General features: G+C 73.7%; 14 protein-coding genes. 6 read left to right on the top strand and 8 right to left on the bottom strand.

The features are described 5' to 3' along the window. Nucleotides 1–17: 17 nt before the first annotated feature. Nucleotides 18–641 (top strand): bifunctional 4-hydroxy-2-oxoglutarate aldolase/2-dehydro-3-deoxy-phosphogluconate aldolase, encoded by a 624-nt coding sequence (gene eda, locus ACF08W_RS06895; protein ID WP_352277763.1) that lies wholly within the window; start codon nucleotides 18–20, stop codon nucleotides 639–641. Nucleotides 642–853: 212 nt separating this feature from the next. On the opposite strand, the gene ACF08W_RS06890 is transcribed toward eda, so the two are convergent. From ACF08W_RS06890 to ACF08W_RS06875, 4 genes are all read right to left on the bottom strand, one after another. After that, complete coding sequence (locus ACF08W_RS06890) at nucleotides 854–2,131, bottom strand: bifunctional RNase H/acid phosphatase (protein ID WP_392278679.1); 1,278 nt, start codon at nucleotides 2,129–2,131, stop codon at nucleotides 854–856. After that, on the bottom strand, nucleotides 2,131–2,874 hold the full coding sequence (locus ACF08W_RS06885; protein ID WP_392278854.1) for a zinc ribbon domain-containing protein: 744 nt from the start codon (nucleotides 2,872–2,874) through the stop codon (nucleotides 2,131–2,133). The genes ACF08W_RS06890 and ACF08W_RS06885 overlap by 1 nt, the downstream gene beginning before the upstream one ends. Continuing rightward, nucleotides 2,871–3,710, bottom strand: a complete 840-nt coding sequence (locus ACF08W_RS06880) for a Nif3-like dinuclear metal center hexameric protein (protein WP_392278678.1) — start codon at nucleotides 3,708–3,710, stop codon at nucleotides 2,871–2,873. Before ACF08W_RS06880 ends, ACF08W_RS06885 begins: the two co-directional genes overlap by 4 nt. Nucleotides 3,711–3,828: 118 nt before the next feature. Further along, nucleotides 3,829–4,872 (bottom strand): ABC transporter substrate-binding protein, encoded by a 1,044-nt coding sequence (locus tag ACF08W_RS06875; RefSeq protein ID WP_392278677.1) that lies wholly within the window; start codon nucleotides 4,870–4,872, stop codon nucleotides 3,829–3,831. A gap of 197 nt (nucleotides 4,873–5,069) precedes the next feature. Between ACF08W_RS06875 and ACF08W_RS06870 the strand changes: the two genes are divergently transcribed. Beyond that, nucleotides 5,070–6,287, top strand: a complete 1,218-nt coding sequence (locus ACF08W_RS06870; RefSeq protein ID WP_392278676.1) for a hypothetical protein — start codon at nucleotides 5,070–5,072, stop codon at nucleotides 6,285–6,287. A 140-nt stretch (nucleotides 6,288–6,427) separates the two neighbouring features. After that, the gene (locus ACF08W_RS06865) at nucleotides 6,428–6,595 is read left to right on the top strand and encodes a hypothetical protein (protein WP_352277771.1); all 168 of its coding nucleotides are present in this window, start codon (nucleotides 6,428–6,430) and stop codon (nucleotides 6,593–6,595) included. Nucleotides 6,596–6,758: 163 nt separating this feature from the next. On the opposite strand, the gene ACF08W_RS06860 is transcribed toward ACF08W_RS06865, so the two are convergent. The 3 genes from ACF08W_RS06860 to ACF08W_RS06850 all read right to left on the bottom strand — a co-directional run bounded on the left by ACF08W_RS06860 (nucleotide 6,759) and on the right by ACF08W_RS06850 (nucleotide 9,796). Continuing rightward, nucleotides 6,759–7,700 carry a 3-oxoacyl-ACP reductase gene (locus ACF08W_RS06860; protein WP_392278675.1) on the bottom strand — a complete coding sequence of 314 codons (942 nt, stop codon included), beginning with the start codon at nucleotides 7,698–7,700 and terminating at the stop codon, nucleotides 6,759–6,761. A gap of 33 nt (nucleotides 7,701–7,733) precedes the next feature. Continuing rightward, nucleotides 7,734–8,810, bottom strand: a complete 1,077-nt coding sequence (locus ACF08W_RS06855; protein WP_392278674.1) for a Zn-dependent alcohol dehydrogenase — start codon at nucleotides 8,808–8,810, stop codon at nucleotides 7,734–7,736. Nucleotides 8,811–8,923: 113 nt separating this feature from the next. Continuing rightward, nucleotides 8,924–9,796 carry a MaoC/PaaZ C-terminal domain-containing protein gene (locus ACF08W_RS06850; RefSeq protein ID WP_352277775.1) on the bottom strand — a complete coding sequence of 291 codons (873 nt, stop codon included), beginning with the start codon at nucleotides 9,794–9,796 and terminating at the stop codon, nucleotides 8,924–8,926. Between the two features lie 346 nt (nucleotides 9,797–10,142). On the opposite strand from ACF08W_RS06850, the gene ACF08W_RS06845 reads away from it, so the two are divergent. The 3 genes from ACF08W_RS06845 to ACF08W_RS06835 are packed head-to-tail and all read left to right on the top strand — an operon-like array spanning nucleotide 10,143 to nucleotide 13,104. Beyond that, nucleotides 10,143–11,114, top strand: coding sequence for an ABC transporter ATP-binding protein (locus ACF08W_RS06845; RefSeq protein ID WP_392278673.1), 972 nt, complete (start codon nucleotides 10,143–10,145; stop codon nucleotides 11,112–11,114). Then, nucleotides 11,114–11,830, top strand: a complete 717-nt coding sequence (locus tag ACF08W_RS06840) for an ABC transporter permease (protein WP_392278672.1) — start codon at nucleotides 11,114–11,116, stop codon at nucleotides 11,828–11,830. The genes ACF08W_RS06845 and ACF08W_RS06840 overlap by 1 nt, the downstream gene beginning before the upstream one ends. Nucleotides 11,831–11,850: 20 nt before the next feature. Next, nucleotides 11,851–13,104 (top strand): sensor histidine kinase, encoded by a 1,254-nt coding sequence (locus ACF08W_RS06835; RefSeq protein WP_392278671.1) that lies wholly within the window; start codon nucleotides 11,851–11,853, stop codon nucleotides 13,102–13,104. Nucleotides 13,105–13,133: 29 nt separating this feature from the next. Here the strand turns inward: ACF08W_RS06835 and ACF08W_RS06830 are convergent, their stop codons facing one another. After that, on the bottom strand, nucleotides 13,134–13,514 hold the full coding sequence (locus ACF08W_RS06830) for a hypothetical protein (protein WP_392278670.1): 381 nt from the start codon (nucleotides 13,512–13,514) through the stop codon (nucleotides 13,134–13,136). Nucleotides 13,515–14,382: the final 868 nt, after the last annotated feature.

The raw sequence follows: 14,382 nt of genomic DNA, 5'->3' as shown, positions 1-14,382 counted from the left end.
CGCGGCAGGATGATGCCATGACCTCCTTCTCCGTGCTGGATCTCGCCCCCGTCGTGCCTGTCGTCGTGCTGGAGGACGCCGCCGACGCGGTGCCGCTCGCCCGTGCCCTGGTCGCGGGCGGGCTGCCGGCCATCGAGGTGACGCTGCGGACCCCCGCCGCCCTGGACGCGATCGGGGCGATCGCGGCGGAGGTGCCGGACGCCGTGGTCGGGGCGGGCACGGTGATCTCCGGGGGCCAGGTCGCCGACACCCTGGCGGCGGGGGCGCGGTTCCTGGTCAGTCCGGGCTGGACGGAGCGGCTGCTGGGCGCGATGCGGGAGTCGGGGCTGCCGTTCCTGCCCGGTGTCTCGACGACGTCCGAGGTGGTCGCGCTGCTGGAGCACGGGGTCACGGACATGAAGTTCTTCCCGGCCGGGGCGGCGGGCGGCACGCCGTATCTGAAGTCGCTCGCCGCGCCGCTGCCGCAGGCCCGGTTCTGCCCGACCGGCGGAATCTCGGCCGCCTCCGCGCCGTCCTATCTGGCGCTGCCCAACGTCGGCTGCGTGGGCGGCAGTTGGATGGTCCCGGCGGACGCGGTCGCCGCGAAGGACTGGGCGCGGGTGGAGCGGCTGGCGGGCGAGGCGGCGGCCCTGCGCGGCTGAGAGCCTGCCGGGTGACCTTCGATCGATGAGCGGACGCGGTCCGGTGCGTGTGGTTCCAAGGCGCCGGGACGCCTTGCGGCGGAGCTGCTCTGGCACCCCGGCAGCGCCGGAAGCGCGCGTGCCAGGACGGGGCAGCCCGGCCAGAGGTCACCCGGCAGGCTCTGCGCCGCCCCGGGCCCCGCCCGTCCCGCCACCCGGGGTGCGGGTGCCCGCTACCTGAGGTGCGAAGTGTCGTTGACCAGCCGGACCGACGCGTTGCCGTCCGCGTAGTACGCCACCGCCGAGACCGAGGCCGCCGAGAGCTCCATCCGGAACATGGCCTCGGGCGGGGCGCCGAGCGCCAGCCGGATCAGGGTCTTGATCGGCGTGACATGGGTGACCAGAAGGACCGTACGACCGGCGTAGCGGGCGGTGAGGCGGTCGCGGGCGGCGGCCACCCGGCGGGCGACCTCGGCGAAGCTCTCGCCGCCGCCGGTCGGGGCGGCCTTCGCGGAGGCCAGCCAGGCGTCCAGGTCGGGGCCGTGACGCTCGCGGACCTCGGCGAAGGTCAGCCCCTCCCAGGCACCGAAGTCCGTCTCCCGCAGCCCGTCCTCGACGAGGACCTCCAGGCCGAGCCGGGCCGCGACCGCCGCCGCCGTCTCGCGGCAGCGGCGCAGCGGGGAGGTGACGATCGCCTCGACGGTGCCCCGGGCGGCCAGCGCAGCGGCGATCCGCTCGGCCTGCTCGCGGCCGGTCGCGGAGAGTTCGGGGTCGCCGCCGCCGCTGCCGGAGAAGCGTTTCTCGGGGGTGAGGGCCGTCTCGCCGTGCCGGAGCAGGACGAAGGTGGCGGGGGCGCCGAGGTCGGGCGCCGCGCCCCAGCCGACCTGCGGGGTGGCGGAAGCCTGGGCGGCCGGGACCGCCGGGGTGGCCGGGGCCTGCTTGTGGGCGGCCAGTGCCGCGCGGGCCTTCGCCGCGCCCGCCGCCGCGTCACCGGGCGGACCGGACGGGGGCGGCGGGCCTCCGGCGCGCGCGGTGCCGAGGTCGGCGGTCGAGGCGGACGGCTGCCACTGCTCGCCGCGCTTGCCCGCGTCCATCGCCTCGTTGGCGAGCCGGTCGGCGTGCTTGTTCCGCTCGCGCGGGATCCACTCGTACGTGACGGCGGAGCGCGGCAGGACCGCGGCGGCCCGGGCGGCGAGCGGCTTCATGTCGGGGTGCTTGATCTTCCAGCGGCCCGACATCTGCTCGACGACCAGCTTGGAGTCCATCCGGACCCGCACCTGGACCGCGCCGTCCGCCGAGGCGTCCGGCACCAGCGCCTTCACCGCCTCCAGGCCCGCGACCAGGCCCCGGTACTCGGCGACGTTGTTCGTCGCGACGCCGATGTACTCGGCGGCCTCGGCCAGGGTCTCCCCCGTCACCGGGTCGATGACGACGGCCCCGTAGCCGGCGGGGCCCGGGTTGCCCCGGGAACCTCCGTCGGCCTCGACGACGAACTGGCGCGGCCGGTCCATTACAGGCCCGACTCCGCCGTACGGACCAGGATGCGGCGGCAGTTCTCGCAGCGCAGCACGGTGTCCGGGGAGGCCGCCTTCACCTCGTTGATCTCGGTGATGTTCAGCTCCAGGCGGCAGCCCTCGCAGCGGCGCTGGTAGAGGCGGGCGGCACCCACCCCGCCCTGCTGGCCGCGGAGCTTGTCGTACAGCTTCAGCAGGTCGGCGGGGACGGAGGCGGCGACGACCTCGCGCTCCTTGGTGACGGAGGCGGCCTCGTCGTCGAGCTCCTTGGTCGCGGCGTCGCGGCGGGCGGAGGCCGCGTCGAACTTGGCCTGGACGGCGGAGACCCGGTCGGAGAGCTCGGTGACGCGCTCCTGGGCGGACTCGCGGCGCTCCATCACTTCGAGGACGACGTCCTCCAGGTCGCCCTGGCGCTTGGCCAGCGAGGCGATCTCGCGCTGGAGGTTCTCCAGGTCCTTGGGCGAGGTGACCGCGCCGGAGTCCAGGCGCTGCTGGTCGCGGGCGGCGCGCTGGCGCACCTGGTCGACGTCCTGCTCGGCCTTGGCCTGCTCGCGGGCGGTGTCGCTCTCCTCGGTCTGCGAGGCGACCAGCAGGTCGCGCAGTTGCGCGAGGTCGCTGGTGAGCGCGTCGATCTCGGCGTGCTCGGGGAGCGACGTGCGGCGGTGGGCGAGCTGCGACAGGCGGACGTCGAGGGCCTGGACGTCGAGGAGTCGGATCTGGTCGGCGGGCGCGGCGTTCAGTTGGGGGCTCCAGAAGAGTGGTGGGTGGTGGTCCAGGGGTCGGTGACCTGCTTCGAGACATGGACCCTCAGGTCCCATCCGTGGCGGTCGGAGATCGCGTCGAGCTGTGCCGCGGCCTGCTCGCACCAGGGCCATTCGGTGGCCCAGTGGGCGGCGTCGACCAGGCCGAGCGGGGAGTGCTGGACGGCCTCGGAGGCCGGGTGGTGGCGCAGGTCGGCGGTGAGGAAGGCGTCGACCCCCGCGGCGCGGACCGCGTCGAAGAGGCTGTCGCCGGAGCCGCCGCTGACGGCGACCCGGCGCACCGTCGCCGAGGGGTCCCCGGCCAGCCGGATGCCCTGCGCGGTGGCGGGCAGCCGGGCGGCGGCGCGGGCGGCGAACGCGGCCAGCGTCTCGGGGTGGTCGAGCACGCAGATCCGGCCGAGGCCGCGGTGGCCCTTCGGGTCGGTGGGGTCCGGGACGAGCGGGCCCTCGACGCGCAGGTCGAGCGCGCCGGCCAGGGCGTCGGAGACGCCGGGGTCGGCGGTGTCGGCGTTGGTGTGGGCCACGTGCAGCGCGATGTCGTGCTTGATGAGGGTGTGCACGACCCGGCCCTTGAAGGTGTCGGCGGCGACCGTCGTCGTCCCCCGCAGGTAGAGCGGGTGGTGGGTGACGATCAGCTGGGCGCCGAGCCTGATCGCCTCCTCGGCGATCGTGTGGACGGGGTCGACGGCGAAGAGCACGCGGTCCACGGCGGCGTCCGGGTCGCCGCAGACGGTGCCGACCGCGTCCCAGCTCTCGGCCCGCTCGGGCGGCCAGAGGGCGTCGAGCTCGGCAAGGACTTCAGACAGACGGGGCACAGGCAGAAGGCTACCTGCCCGCCGCGCCCGGCCGCCCATGGCTGTGGCCGGTCCGTACGGACCGGCCACGGGCTGTTCCGCCTCCGTCACGTCACGCCATCGGGCGCCGCGGGGAGGGCTACTTCTTCACCAGGTCGGCGCGGAGGTCGTCGAGGACCAGGTTCGCGGCCGTGACGCCGAGGCCGAGGTACCAGGTCTCGTCGGGGACGTCCTTGGCCCGGCCCTCCTTGACGGCCTGGAGGTTCTTCCACAGCGGGTTGGCCTGCGTGGTGTCGCGCTTGGTGGCCTTCACGTCGCCGTAGACGCCGGTGAAGATCCAGTCGGCGTCGGCCTCGTCGATCTTCTCCGGGCTGATCTCCGCGGCGAGGTCGTCGATCTGCTGGTTCTTCGGCCGGGGCAGGCCGACGTCCTCCAGGATGGTGCCGATGAAGGACGCCTTGGCGTAGAGGCGGATCCGGTCGGGCATGTAGCGGACCATGGAGATGGTCGGCTTGTCCGCGCCGATGTCCTCGCCGAGCTTCTCCGCCCTGGTCCGGTACTCCGCGAGCTCACTCTCGGCCTTGTCGGTCCTGTCGAGCGCGGCGGCGTTGAGGAGGTAGTTCTCCTTCCAGGTGAAGCCCGGACGGATGGAGAACACGGTCGGCGCGATCTTGGAGAGGGCGTCGTACTTGTCGGCGGCGCGCAGCTGGCTGCCCAGGATCAGGTCGGGCTTCAGGTTGGCGATCGCCTCGAGGTTGAGGTTGTTGATCGTGCCGACGTTCTTCGGGTCGCCCGCTTCCTTCTTCAGGTACGAGGGGATCGCCGCGTCGCCCTCGGAGGGGGCGTAGCCGACCGGCTTCACACCCAGCGAGACCACGTTGTCGAACTCGCCGACGTCCAGCACGACGACGCGCTTGGGGGCGGCCTTGATCTCCGTCTTGCCCATGGCGTGGGTGAGGGTGCGGGGGAACTGGCCGGTCTTGGCGTCCGTGCCGTACTCCGCCGTCTTCTTCGCGGCGTCGCCGAAGTCCTTGCCGCCGGTGGCGACGGCCGCCTTCTTGTCGCCGCCGTCGGACTTGGCCGAGCCGCCCGAGCCACCGTCGTCGCTGCCGCAGGACGAAAGGGTGAGGGCGGCGGCCACCGCCAGGCCGACTGCGGCGGTGCCGCGGCGACGAAGGGACATCACGTGCTCCAGTCGAAGATCACACAGATAACGCTTAGGAGTGCCTAACCTTACTGACCCACTCAACGCGCAGCACAGCCACCCCCTCCCGCTCAAGGAAATCCCGACATCACCACCCTTATGGGTGAAGTGGCGAGTCACGCGTTGTTCGGCTGGAAGTGCGATAACTACCTTCGGTCGCCGGAGGTGAGCATTCGATGACTCTCTGTGCCGCCGAGAACGAGACCTCGGCGGGTCCGGAAGCGGCGGGGCGGCCGTACGCACCCGCGTTCACGATCGCCGCGGACGGCTCGTACGCGGCCCGGCTGGCGCTCGCGGACGCGGCGGGCGGGTCCGGCGGCGACGGGGCGGACGGTACGGGCGAGGGGGCCTGGTTCGTGGAGCGGTGGACGCTCGACGGGCCCGAGCCCTACGCCGTGCCGCTCCCCCTCGACCAGCCGGAGGAGCCCGACTCCGAGGTGCTGCCGCTGGCCGACGGCCGGGTGCTGGTCCGGCGCCGGGTCGCGGACCGGCACACGGTGTCGCTGCTCTACCCGACCGGTCCGGGGACGGGCGAACTGCTGCTGGGCACCGTCGCCCGCGCCGAACTGCGCCTGCTGCCGCCGGTGCCGGACGGGACGTGCGCGTACGCCCTCTCGGCCGACGCGCACAGCACGTCCGTCTGGCGGGTGGCGGGCGGCGCCCCCGGACCCGAGCAGGTCGCGCGGGTGCCGGGGCGGTGCTCGGGCGGGGTCTGGCTGGACCGGGCGGGCCGGATGCTGGCCCTGGACCGCGCGATGCCGGGCGGCGGCCCGGTCAAGGCGGTCGCGGTGGACCTGGAGCGGGGCGGCGAGGTGTCGCCGCTGCTCCAGATCGCGCCGGGGAGCAACGACCGGCTGCTGCTGGCCGATCCGGGCAGCGGGCTGCTGCTGATCCGCTCGGACGCGCCGGGCCACGAACGGCTCGGCTGGGGGGTGCTCGGCAGCTGTCTGCCGGTGCGCTTCCCGGAGTGCCTGCGACTGCCCGACGCGGCGGTGACCCCGTTCGCCGTGCAGCCGGGCCAGATGCTCACGCCGGAGAGCTGTGCGGTGGCGCTGCGGGTCGACGGGGCGTCGGGGAGCTGGATCGGCGTATGGCGTCCGGCCGGGCGCCGGCTGCACCCGTTCGCCGCCCCCGGGGGCTGGCAGTCCGGCCGCGGGGTGTGGACCCGGGACGGCCTGCTGAGACTGCCGTACGCCGACGGGGACACGGCCTGCGGGGTGGCGCTGCTCCGGGCCCCGGAGGACGACGGGCCCGACGCCCAGCCGGGGCCGGGGGCGTGCGGCGGGGGCGCCGCGGTCGGTGCGGGGGCCCTGCCCGCGGCCGTCCCGCTGCCCGTGTGCAGGCCGGTGCCGTTGGGTCAGGCGCCGCTCACGGGGCGGGTGTTACCCGGTTAAAATCTGGGCCGGGCCGATCAGCACGAGGCCCTGCGCAGCCGTGCCCGCGCGGTCGTCCAGGCGACCGCACCGGGCCGCGGTGTGGCGTGATCGGCCCAGGTGACCACACGCAAGCGATCGCAACGGGGTGAACTTCCCACATGTCTGAAGCCCGAACCGACACGACCCAGCCGCGTCTCGCGGACGCGGAGCGGGCCGAAGCCGGCGGCTCCGGAAAGCACCGAGGGGGTGAGTCGAGGGACGACGCGTCGGCACAGCCGCACGGCCGCCACCGCCGCCCCTCCGAGGGGGACAACCGCGCGGCCTGACCGCGCGGTGACAGCAGCAGGAAGGAACGGGTGGGCCCCGGCAGCCGTCTGGCCGCCGGGGCCCATCCCCGTTCCCGTGGGCGGCCGGTCCCGTGACCGCCCCGGGCGGGTCGGCCCCCGGGCGCCTTCGGAACCGGCCGGCTCCGAAGGCGCCCGGGGATGCTCAGCCCCGCTTGAGACCGAGGACCTCCGCCGCGGCGAAGGTCTCGTTCGGGGGGCGGTCCGCGTAGTACGGGGAGATCAGCTCGTCCAGCTCGTCGTAGCTGAAGGTCTCCTTCGCGGCGTCGAACTTCGCCGCGACCCTGGGGCGTTCGACGATCGCGACCATGCCGCCGTGGACCACGAGCAGCTGCCCGTTGACCTTGGCCGCGGCCGGGGAGGCCAGGTAGCCGACGAGCGGGGCCACGTGCTCGGGGGCGAGCGCGTCGAGCCGCCCCTCCTCCGGCTCCTGGAAGCCGGCGAAGACGTCCTCGGTCATCCTGGTGCGGGCGCGCGGGCAGATGACGTTGGCGGTGACCCCGTAGCGGGCCAGGGCGAGGGCCGTGGAGGTGGTGAGGCCGACGATGCCGCCCTTGGCCGCCGCGTAGTTCGGCTGGCCCGCCGAACCGGCCAGGAACGCCTCCGACGAGGTGTTGACGATCCGGCCGTGGACCGGGCCGCCGGACTCCTTCGAGCGGGCCCGCCAGTGCGCGGCGGCGAAGCGGGTGGTGTTGAAGTGGCCCTTGAGGTGGACCCGGATGACGGAGTCCCACTCGTCCTCGGTCATCGAGAAGATCATCCGGTCGCGCAGGATGCCCGCGTTGTTGACCAGGACGTCGAGCTTTCCGTAGGTGTCCACGGCCAGGTCGACCAGGGCGCGGGCCTGTTCGTGGTCGGCGACGTCGCCGAGGTGCGCGACCGCCCGGCCGCCCGCGGCCCGGATCTCCTCGGCGACCTCCTCCGCGGGGGTGGCGGACGCAGCGCCGGAGCCGTCGCGTCCCGGCTGCCCGTAGTCGTTGACGACCACGGCCGCGCCCAGCCGGGCCAGTTCGAGCGCCTCGGCGCGGCCGAGGCCGCGGCCCGCGCCGGTGACGATCGCGGACAGTCCGTCCAGGGGAAGTGACATCGGATCCGGGTTCCTCTCGGAAGGGGACGGGGGTCAGAGTTCGATGCAGGTGCGCAGCGACTCGCCGGTCCGCATCTGGTCGAGCGCGTCGTTGACGCCGTCCAGCCGGACCCGGTGGGTGATCATCGATTCGAGGTCGATCCGGCCGGCCCGCCAGAGCGCGATGGCGCGTTCGTAGGAGCGGAGCACGTCGCCGCCGCCGTACATGGAGGGCAGGATCCGCTTCTCGTCGAAGAACAGCTCGAACATGTTGACCTGGAAGTTGTCGTCCAGCGCCCCCGCGCCGACGATGCACAGGGTGCCGCCGCGCCGGGTGTGCTCGTACGCGGTGCGCGCGGTGGCCGACTTGCCGACGACCTCGAAGACGTAGTCGAAGCCCTCGTTCGCGGTGATCCGCTGCTTGGCGTCGGTGAACTCCTCGGGCGATACCGCCTCGGTCGCGCCGAACCGCAGCGCCGCCTCGCGCCGGGAGGCGACCGGGTCCACGGCCACGATCTGGGCGGCGCCCTGCACCCGGGCCCCCTGGATCGTGGAGATGCCGACGCCGCCGCAGCCGATCACGGCCACCGACGAACCGGCCTCCACCCGCGCGGTGTTGATCGCCGCGCCGAGCCCGGTGGTCACCCCGCAGCCGATCAGCGCGGCGATCTCGAACGGTACGTCGTCGGGGATCGGCACCGCGCAGCCCGCGCCGACGACGACCTCCTCGGTGAAGGTGCCGGTGCCCGCGAAGCCGAAGACGTCACCGCCCGAGCGCTTGAAGTTGGGGGTGCCCGCGTTCATGAAGCCGGCCAGGCAGAGGTGGGTCTGGCCGCGCTTGCAGGACGGGCACGCCCCGCAGGCGGGCAGCCAGCAGACCAGGACCCGGTCCCCGGCGCTCAGCCCGGTGACGCCGTCGCCGACGTCCAGGACCTCGCCGGCGCCCTCGTGGCCGGGGATGAACGGGGCGGGCTGCGGCAGCACCCCGCTCATCGCGGAGACGTCGGAGTGGCAGAGTCCGGTGGCCCTGATGCGGAGCCTGACCTTGCCGGGGCCGAAACCCACCGCCTCGACGTCGTCGAGGACCTCCAGCTTCTCCTGGCCTATCTCGTGCAGTACGGCTGCGCGCATGGTGCGGCTCCCTCTGGTTCGGGCGGCTTCGGGTTCGGGTTCGGGGTCCGGCTCGCGGGCACCGGGGCCGGACGTGCCCGGGGTCGGACGCGCCCGGGCTCGGCGTGCCCGGGTCAGGCGTACGCGACGAAGGTGTCGGCGAGGACCGGCGCGTTCTCCCGCTCGACGGCGCTCACCTCCACGCGCACCTCGTTCCCGGCGTCCCACATCTCGATGCGGAGGGTCTCGCCCGGGAAGAAGATCCCGGCGAACCGGGTCCGGTAGGAGCGGACGCGGGAGGCGTCGCCGTCGAGGAGCGTGTCGGTGACGGCCTTGAGCGTGATCCCGTAGGTGCAGAGCCCGTGCAGGATCGGCCGGTCGAATCCGGCCAGCGCGGCGAACTCGGGGTCGGCGTGGAGCGGGTTCCAGTCCCCCGACAGCCGGTAGAGCAGCGCCTGGTCGGGGCGGACGGGCCGCTCCACGACGTGGTCCGGAGCGGTCGCGGGGCGGGGGCTGCGCTCGGAGGGGCCGCGCTCGCCGCCGAAGCCGCCCTCGCCCCGGACGAAGATTTGGGAGTCGTTGGTCCACAGCGGGCCCTCGTCGTCGGCCGCCTCGCTGCGCAGCACGATCACGGCCGCCTTGCCCTTGTCGTACACCGCGGCGATCTTCGAGGTCTGTACGGCGCTGCCGCGCACCGGGATCGGCCGGTGCACCTGGACGGTCTGCCCGCCGTGCAGGACGGCGGCGAGGTCGATGTCGATACCGGGTGCGGCGAGGCCGCCGAAGCCGCCCATCCCGGCGCCCGCGACGGTGGCGAAGGAGGGCAGCACCTGGAGCCGGGACTCCAGGGTGTAGCGCAGCTCCCGGGGGTCGACGGCGGGGTCGGTCCGGTCCGGGTCGGAGCCGGCGCCGATCCCGAGGTGGTAGAGCTGGACGTCCTTGTGGTCCCAGCCGATCCGGCTGGTACGGGGTTCGGCGGCGAGGGCCTTTTCGGCATCGATGGGCATGGCGGGGCTGCTCCTTGGCGGTGGGAGGACCGGGGGCCTTTCGTCCGGGTCGTGCCGGGCGCGCGCCCCGGACGGAAAGACCTCGGCACGGCCGTCCGCACCGTCGGCCGCACCGAGGTCGCGCGGGACCGGCCGTGACGCCCCTTCCAGGACACGACCTAGAACGCGTTCTAGCCGATGGACCCATGTATAACGCAGCCCCCGGTCGTTGGGAAGACCGTCACTGACGGAACGTCAGATCTCTTGTGCGGCCCGGCTCGCGGCCCCGGCCCATGACATTTGTCATCGCCGGTTCCGTACGCACGCCCCTGCCCGGCCGCCCCCCGCACTCCGTAGCGTCGTCCCCATGACACGGACAACGGGGAAGTCGGGGGACGGGACGGCGCTGGCCGTCACGGGTGCGGTGCGGACGTTCGGCCGCGCGGGGGCCGAGGTGCGGGCGGTGGACGGGATCACCCTCGCCGTCGACCGGGGCGAGACGGTGGCGCTGCTCGGGCGCAACGGCGCGGGCAAGTCCACCACCATCAGGCTGCTGCTCGGCCTCGACCGGCCGGACTCCGGCACGGTGCGGGTGCTGGGGCGCAGCGCCGAGCAGGCGGTGCGCGACGGACTGATCGGCGCGATGCTCCAGGACGGGCGGCCGATCCAGAAGGTCACCGTCCGCGAGCTGGTCGCCTTCGTCGCCTCGACGTATCCGGCGCCGATGCCGGTGGCCGAGGCGCTCGAACTGGCCGGGCTGACCGCGTACGCGGGCCGGCGGGTCGACAAGCTCTCCGGCGGCCAGACCCAGCGCGTCCGCTTCGCCGTCGCGCTGGCGGGCAACCCGGAGCTGCTCGTGCTGGACGAGCCGACCGCCGCGCTGGACGTGGAGGCGCGCCGCGTCCTGTGGGAGTCGATACGGACGTACGCCCGGCGCGGCAACACCGTCCTCTTCTCCACGCACTACCTGGAGGAGGCCGACCGGCACGCGGACCGGATCGTCGTCATCGACCGGGGCCGGATCGTCGCGGACGGCACCGCCGACGCGCTCCGGGGCTCGGCGGGCGCGAGCCTCGTCTCCTTCGACCTGGCGGGCGGAGGCACGGCGGGGCTGGAGCGGCTGCCCGGCGTGGTCTCGGTCGAGGTGTCCGGGGACCGGGCGCTGCTGCGCACCGACGACTCCGACGCCACGGTCCGCGAGCTGGCCCGGCGGGACGCGATCCGCGGCCTCCAGGTCTCCCGGGCCACTCTGGAGGACGCCTTCCTCGCCCTCACCTCGCCCGCGGGCGAGGCCACCGCCGCCGATTCCGACTCCGACTCCGAGAGGGAGGCCGTGTGATGTTCCGCTACACCGTGCTCGAAGTCCGCCGCACCCTGCGCGACTCCTTCTTCCTGGTCTTCGGCACCGGAATGCCGGTGATGATGTACCTGCTCTTCACCAACCTCGGTGACAACGACGGCAGTTGGAGCGTCTCGTCGATGGTCGGCATGGCCGCGTACGGGGCGCTGGGCTCCGCGATGTCGATCGGTACGGGGGTGGCGTCCGACCGGCAGCTCGGCTGGCTGGACCAGTTGCGGGTCACCCCGCTCTCCCCCGGCCGGGCGGTCGTGGGCCGGGCGATCAGCGGTTCGGTGACGGTCCTGCCGACGATCCTGGCGGTGCTGCTGGCCGGTGCGCTGGTCAACGGGGTGCGGCTGGCGGCCTGGCAGTGGGGCGCGCTGGTGGTGCTGCTGTGGGTCGGGGCGCTGCCCTTCACCATGCTCGGCCTCGGCAACGGATACCGGCTCACCCCACAGGGCACCGGCGTGGTCAACATGACCTGCCTGATGGGCTTCGCGGTCGTCGGCGGGCTGTGGTTCCCGCGGGAGGCGCTGCCCGGGTGGCTCGGCACCATCGGCGGCTTCACCCCCGCCAACCGTTTCGCCGAACTGGGGTGGGCGACCACCCAGGGCCATGCGCCCGGTATGGGAACCGTCGCGGTGCTCTGCGGGTGGCTGCTGTGCTTCGGGGCGTACGCCGTGGTCTCCTACCGTCGGTCGACCAGGACCGTGTGACGGGATCGGGGGAGACGGTCATGACCGGGAACCGGACGGACGAGGCGTGCGAGGGCCGGCGGCCGCGCCTGTGGCGGCGGGGCGGGAAGGCGGGGCGGCGGCCCGGTCCGCCCGGTCCGTTCACGCTGCTGCCCTGGCTGCTGCTGGGTCTCGGCGCCTTCTCCAACCTCTTCCAGGGCGAAGCGCCCAACCCCTGGCTCGGCGGTCTCGGGCTGCTCGCCTTCAACTCCCTCTACGTCTCCGTGGTGTTCCGGGGCTTCGACCGGAGACGGCGCGAGAGCCCGGTGTCGTACGCGCTCCTCGGCGCGCTGGGCCTCGTCACGCTGGCACTGGCCGGCGGGTACGGCGGGAGCTGGCTGCTGTTCTTCCCGCTGCTCTCGCTGGCCTGTGGGACCGTTCTGCGCGGCCGGCGGCTGGGGGCGGGGCTGTTGCTGCTGGCCCTGGTCGCCACGGCGGTGGCGGTGTGGCGCGGCGTCTCGGAGCCGTGGACGATCGGCTACGGCACGTTCATCTCCGGGGCGGTGACCTCCGCGATCCTGGCCCTCTCGGAGACCGTGATGGAACTGCGGGCCACCCGGCAGGAGCTGGCCCGTACGGCCGTGGAGAAGGAGCGGCTGCGGTTCTCCCGGGACCTGCACGATCTGCTGGGCCACACGCTCTCGGTGATCGTGGTCAAGTCGGAGGCCGCGCGCCGGCTCGCCCCGCGCGATCTGGACGCGGCGCTGTCCCAGGTGTCCGACATCGAGGCGGTCGGCCGTCAGGCGCTCACCGAGATCCGGGAGGCGGTCACCGGCTACCGGGAGGGCAGCCTCGCCACCGAGCTGGACCGGGCGCGCTCGGCACTGACCGCCGCCGGGATCGAGCCGGTGCTCCGCCGCTCGGGGCCGCCGCTCGCCCCGCAGACGGAGGCGCTGCTGGGCTGGGTGGTCCGGGAGGCCGTCACCAACGTCGTACGCCACTCCCGCGCCACGAGCTGCTCGTTCGTCCTGGAGGGCGCGGCCGGCCGGGTCCGGCTGACGGTGACGGACGACGGCCCCGGCCCGGACGTTCCACCGGACCCCGGCGTCGGCGGCACCGGCCTGACCGGCCTCACCGAACGCCTGGCCGCGGCGGGCGGCAGCCTCCGCGCGGGCCCCCGTCCGGGCCGCGGCTTCGTGGTGACGGCGGAGCTCCCGGCGGACGGACCGGACGCGCACGGGCCGGACGCGGACGGGTCCGAGCCGGACGGGGAGGAGCGGAGCGGGAGTTGGGCGGAGCCGGACCGGACCCAGTGAGTCACGAACGGACGAGGAGAGACGACTTCTCAGGGCGGGCCGCAGAACCCGGCTTCCGCGAGCGCCTCCCTGACGAGTTGGCGCAGGTATTCGGGGTTGGGCAGGTCGCCGGGGTCGCCCTTGGGCCCGCGGGGCCCCCGTGGGCCCACCTGGCCCTCGGGGCCGGGATCCCCCCGGAGCCCTTGCGGCCCTCGGGGTCCGGCCGGGCCCTCGCGGCCATCGGCGCCCGGGAGGCCGTTCACCCCCGGCTTTCCGTCCCTGCCGTCCGCGCCGGGCTGCCCCTCGGCGCCCTTCGCCCCGACGGCGCCTTCGGGACCGGCCGGGCCGCTCGGGCCCTCGGGGCCCGCGGGGCCCTCGATGCCGCGGGGCCCCTGTTCGCCGACCAGGCCCCTCGGCCCGGTCGCACCCACGGGTCCGGCGGGCCCCATCGGACCCGCGGGCCCGGCGGGACCCGCTGGTCCGGTGCAGCCCGGACGTCCGCCCGGCCCCTGCGGTCCGGGCGGTCCCTGCGGCCCGGGCGGCCCCGGTTCCCCTTCGGGCGGAAGGGGATCGCACATCGGGTCGAGGTCCTCCGTGGTGGTCGGCTGTGGGTCGTCCCCGGCGCTCTGCGCGGGGATCGGTCGGTCTGGGGATGTGGGGGTGGACGTGGGCGTCGCGGCCATGCCGCCTCCTGATGCTCTACGCGCCTGTGGAGTGCGTCCGGTGGGCGCCGTCCCGCCCGCGAGAGGCGGGACGGCTGACGGGAACGGAAAGCGGGGTCTGTTCACTCTTTGGACAGATGGTCAAAGAGCCAACCATGAAGTGGCTTTTCGCTTTCCTTGCTTATGGTGAATATTTCCTCGTTACTCAATGAGGTAACCGCACCAGAGAGTGATACAAAAGTGATATTTAGGGCTCATGACACGTTCCTGTTCGGCGGTGGGGCGAGAGGGCCGATGGAAGCCGGTGCGAGCCGGATCTTGCAGGGTCGTTTCCGCAGCCAACGATGTTCCCCACTCCGCCTCCAGAGCCGCCGCCAAGGGATTTTGACCGTTATTCCGGCATGAAGACCGGCACGGACTCAGGCCGTGGGTGGAGTTCCGATGGGTGAGTAACAGAGGCGCCCATTCAGACCGTCATGAGGCGCGCTTTAATGTCCGAGGCGTTGAACTGGACACGAATGCACGACTGCTGCAGGGATTTCGATCAATTCCCCGCACTTCTGGAACAGGCAGAGCTTGAGAACGAGCACCGGGCCGGAGTCGGTGACCGGCCGGCACCCGGCGGTGGTCGGCGGCG

The organism is Streptomyces sp. NPDC015144 (assembly GCF_043079735.1).
Lineage (GTDB): Bacteria > Actinomycetota > Actinomycetes > Streptomycetales > Streptomycetaceae > Streptomyces.
This window is presented reverse-complemented; position numbering and strand designations above follow the sequence as displayed.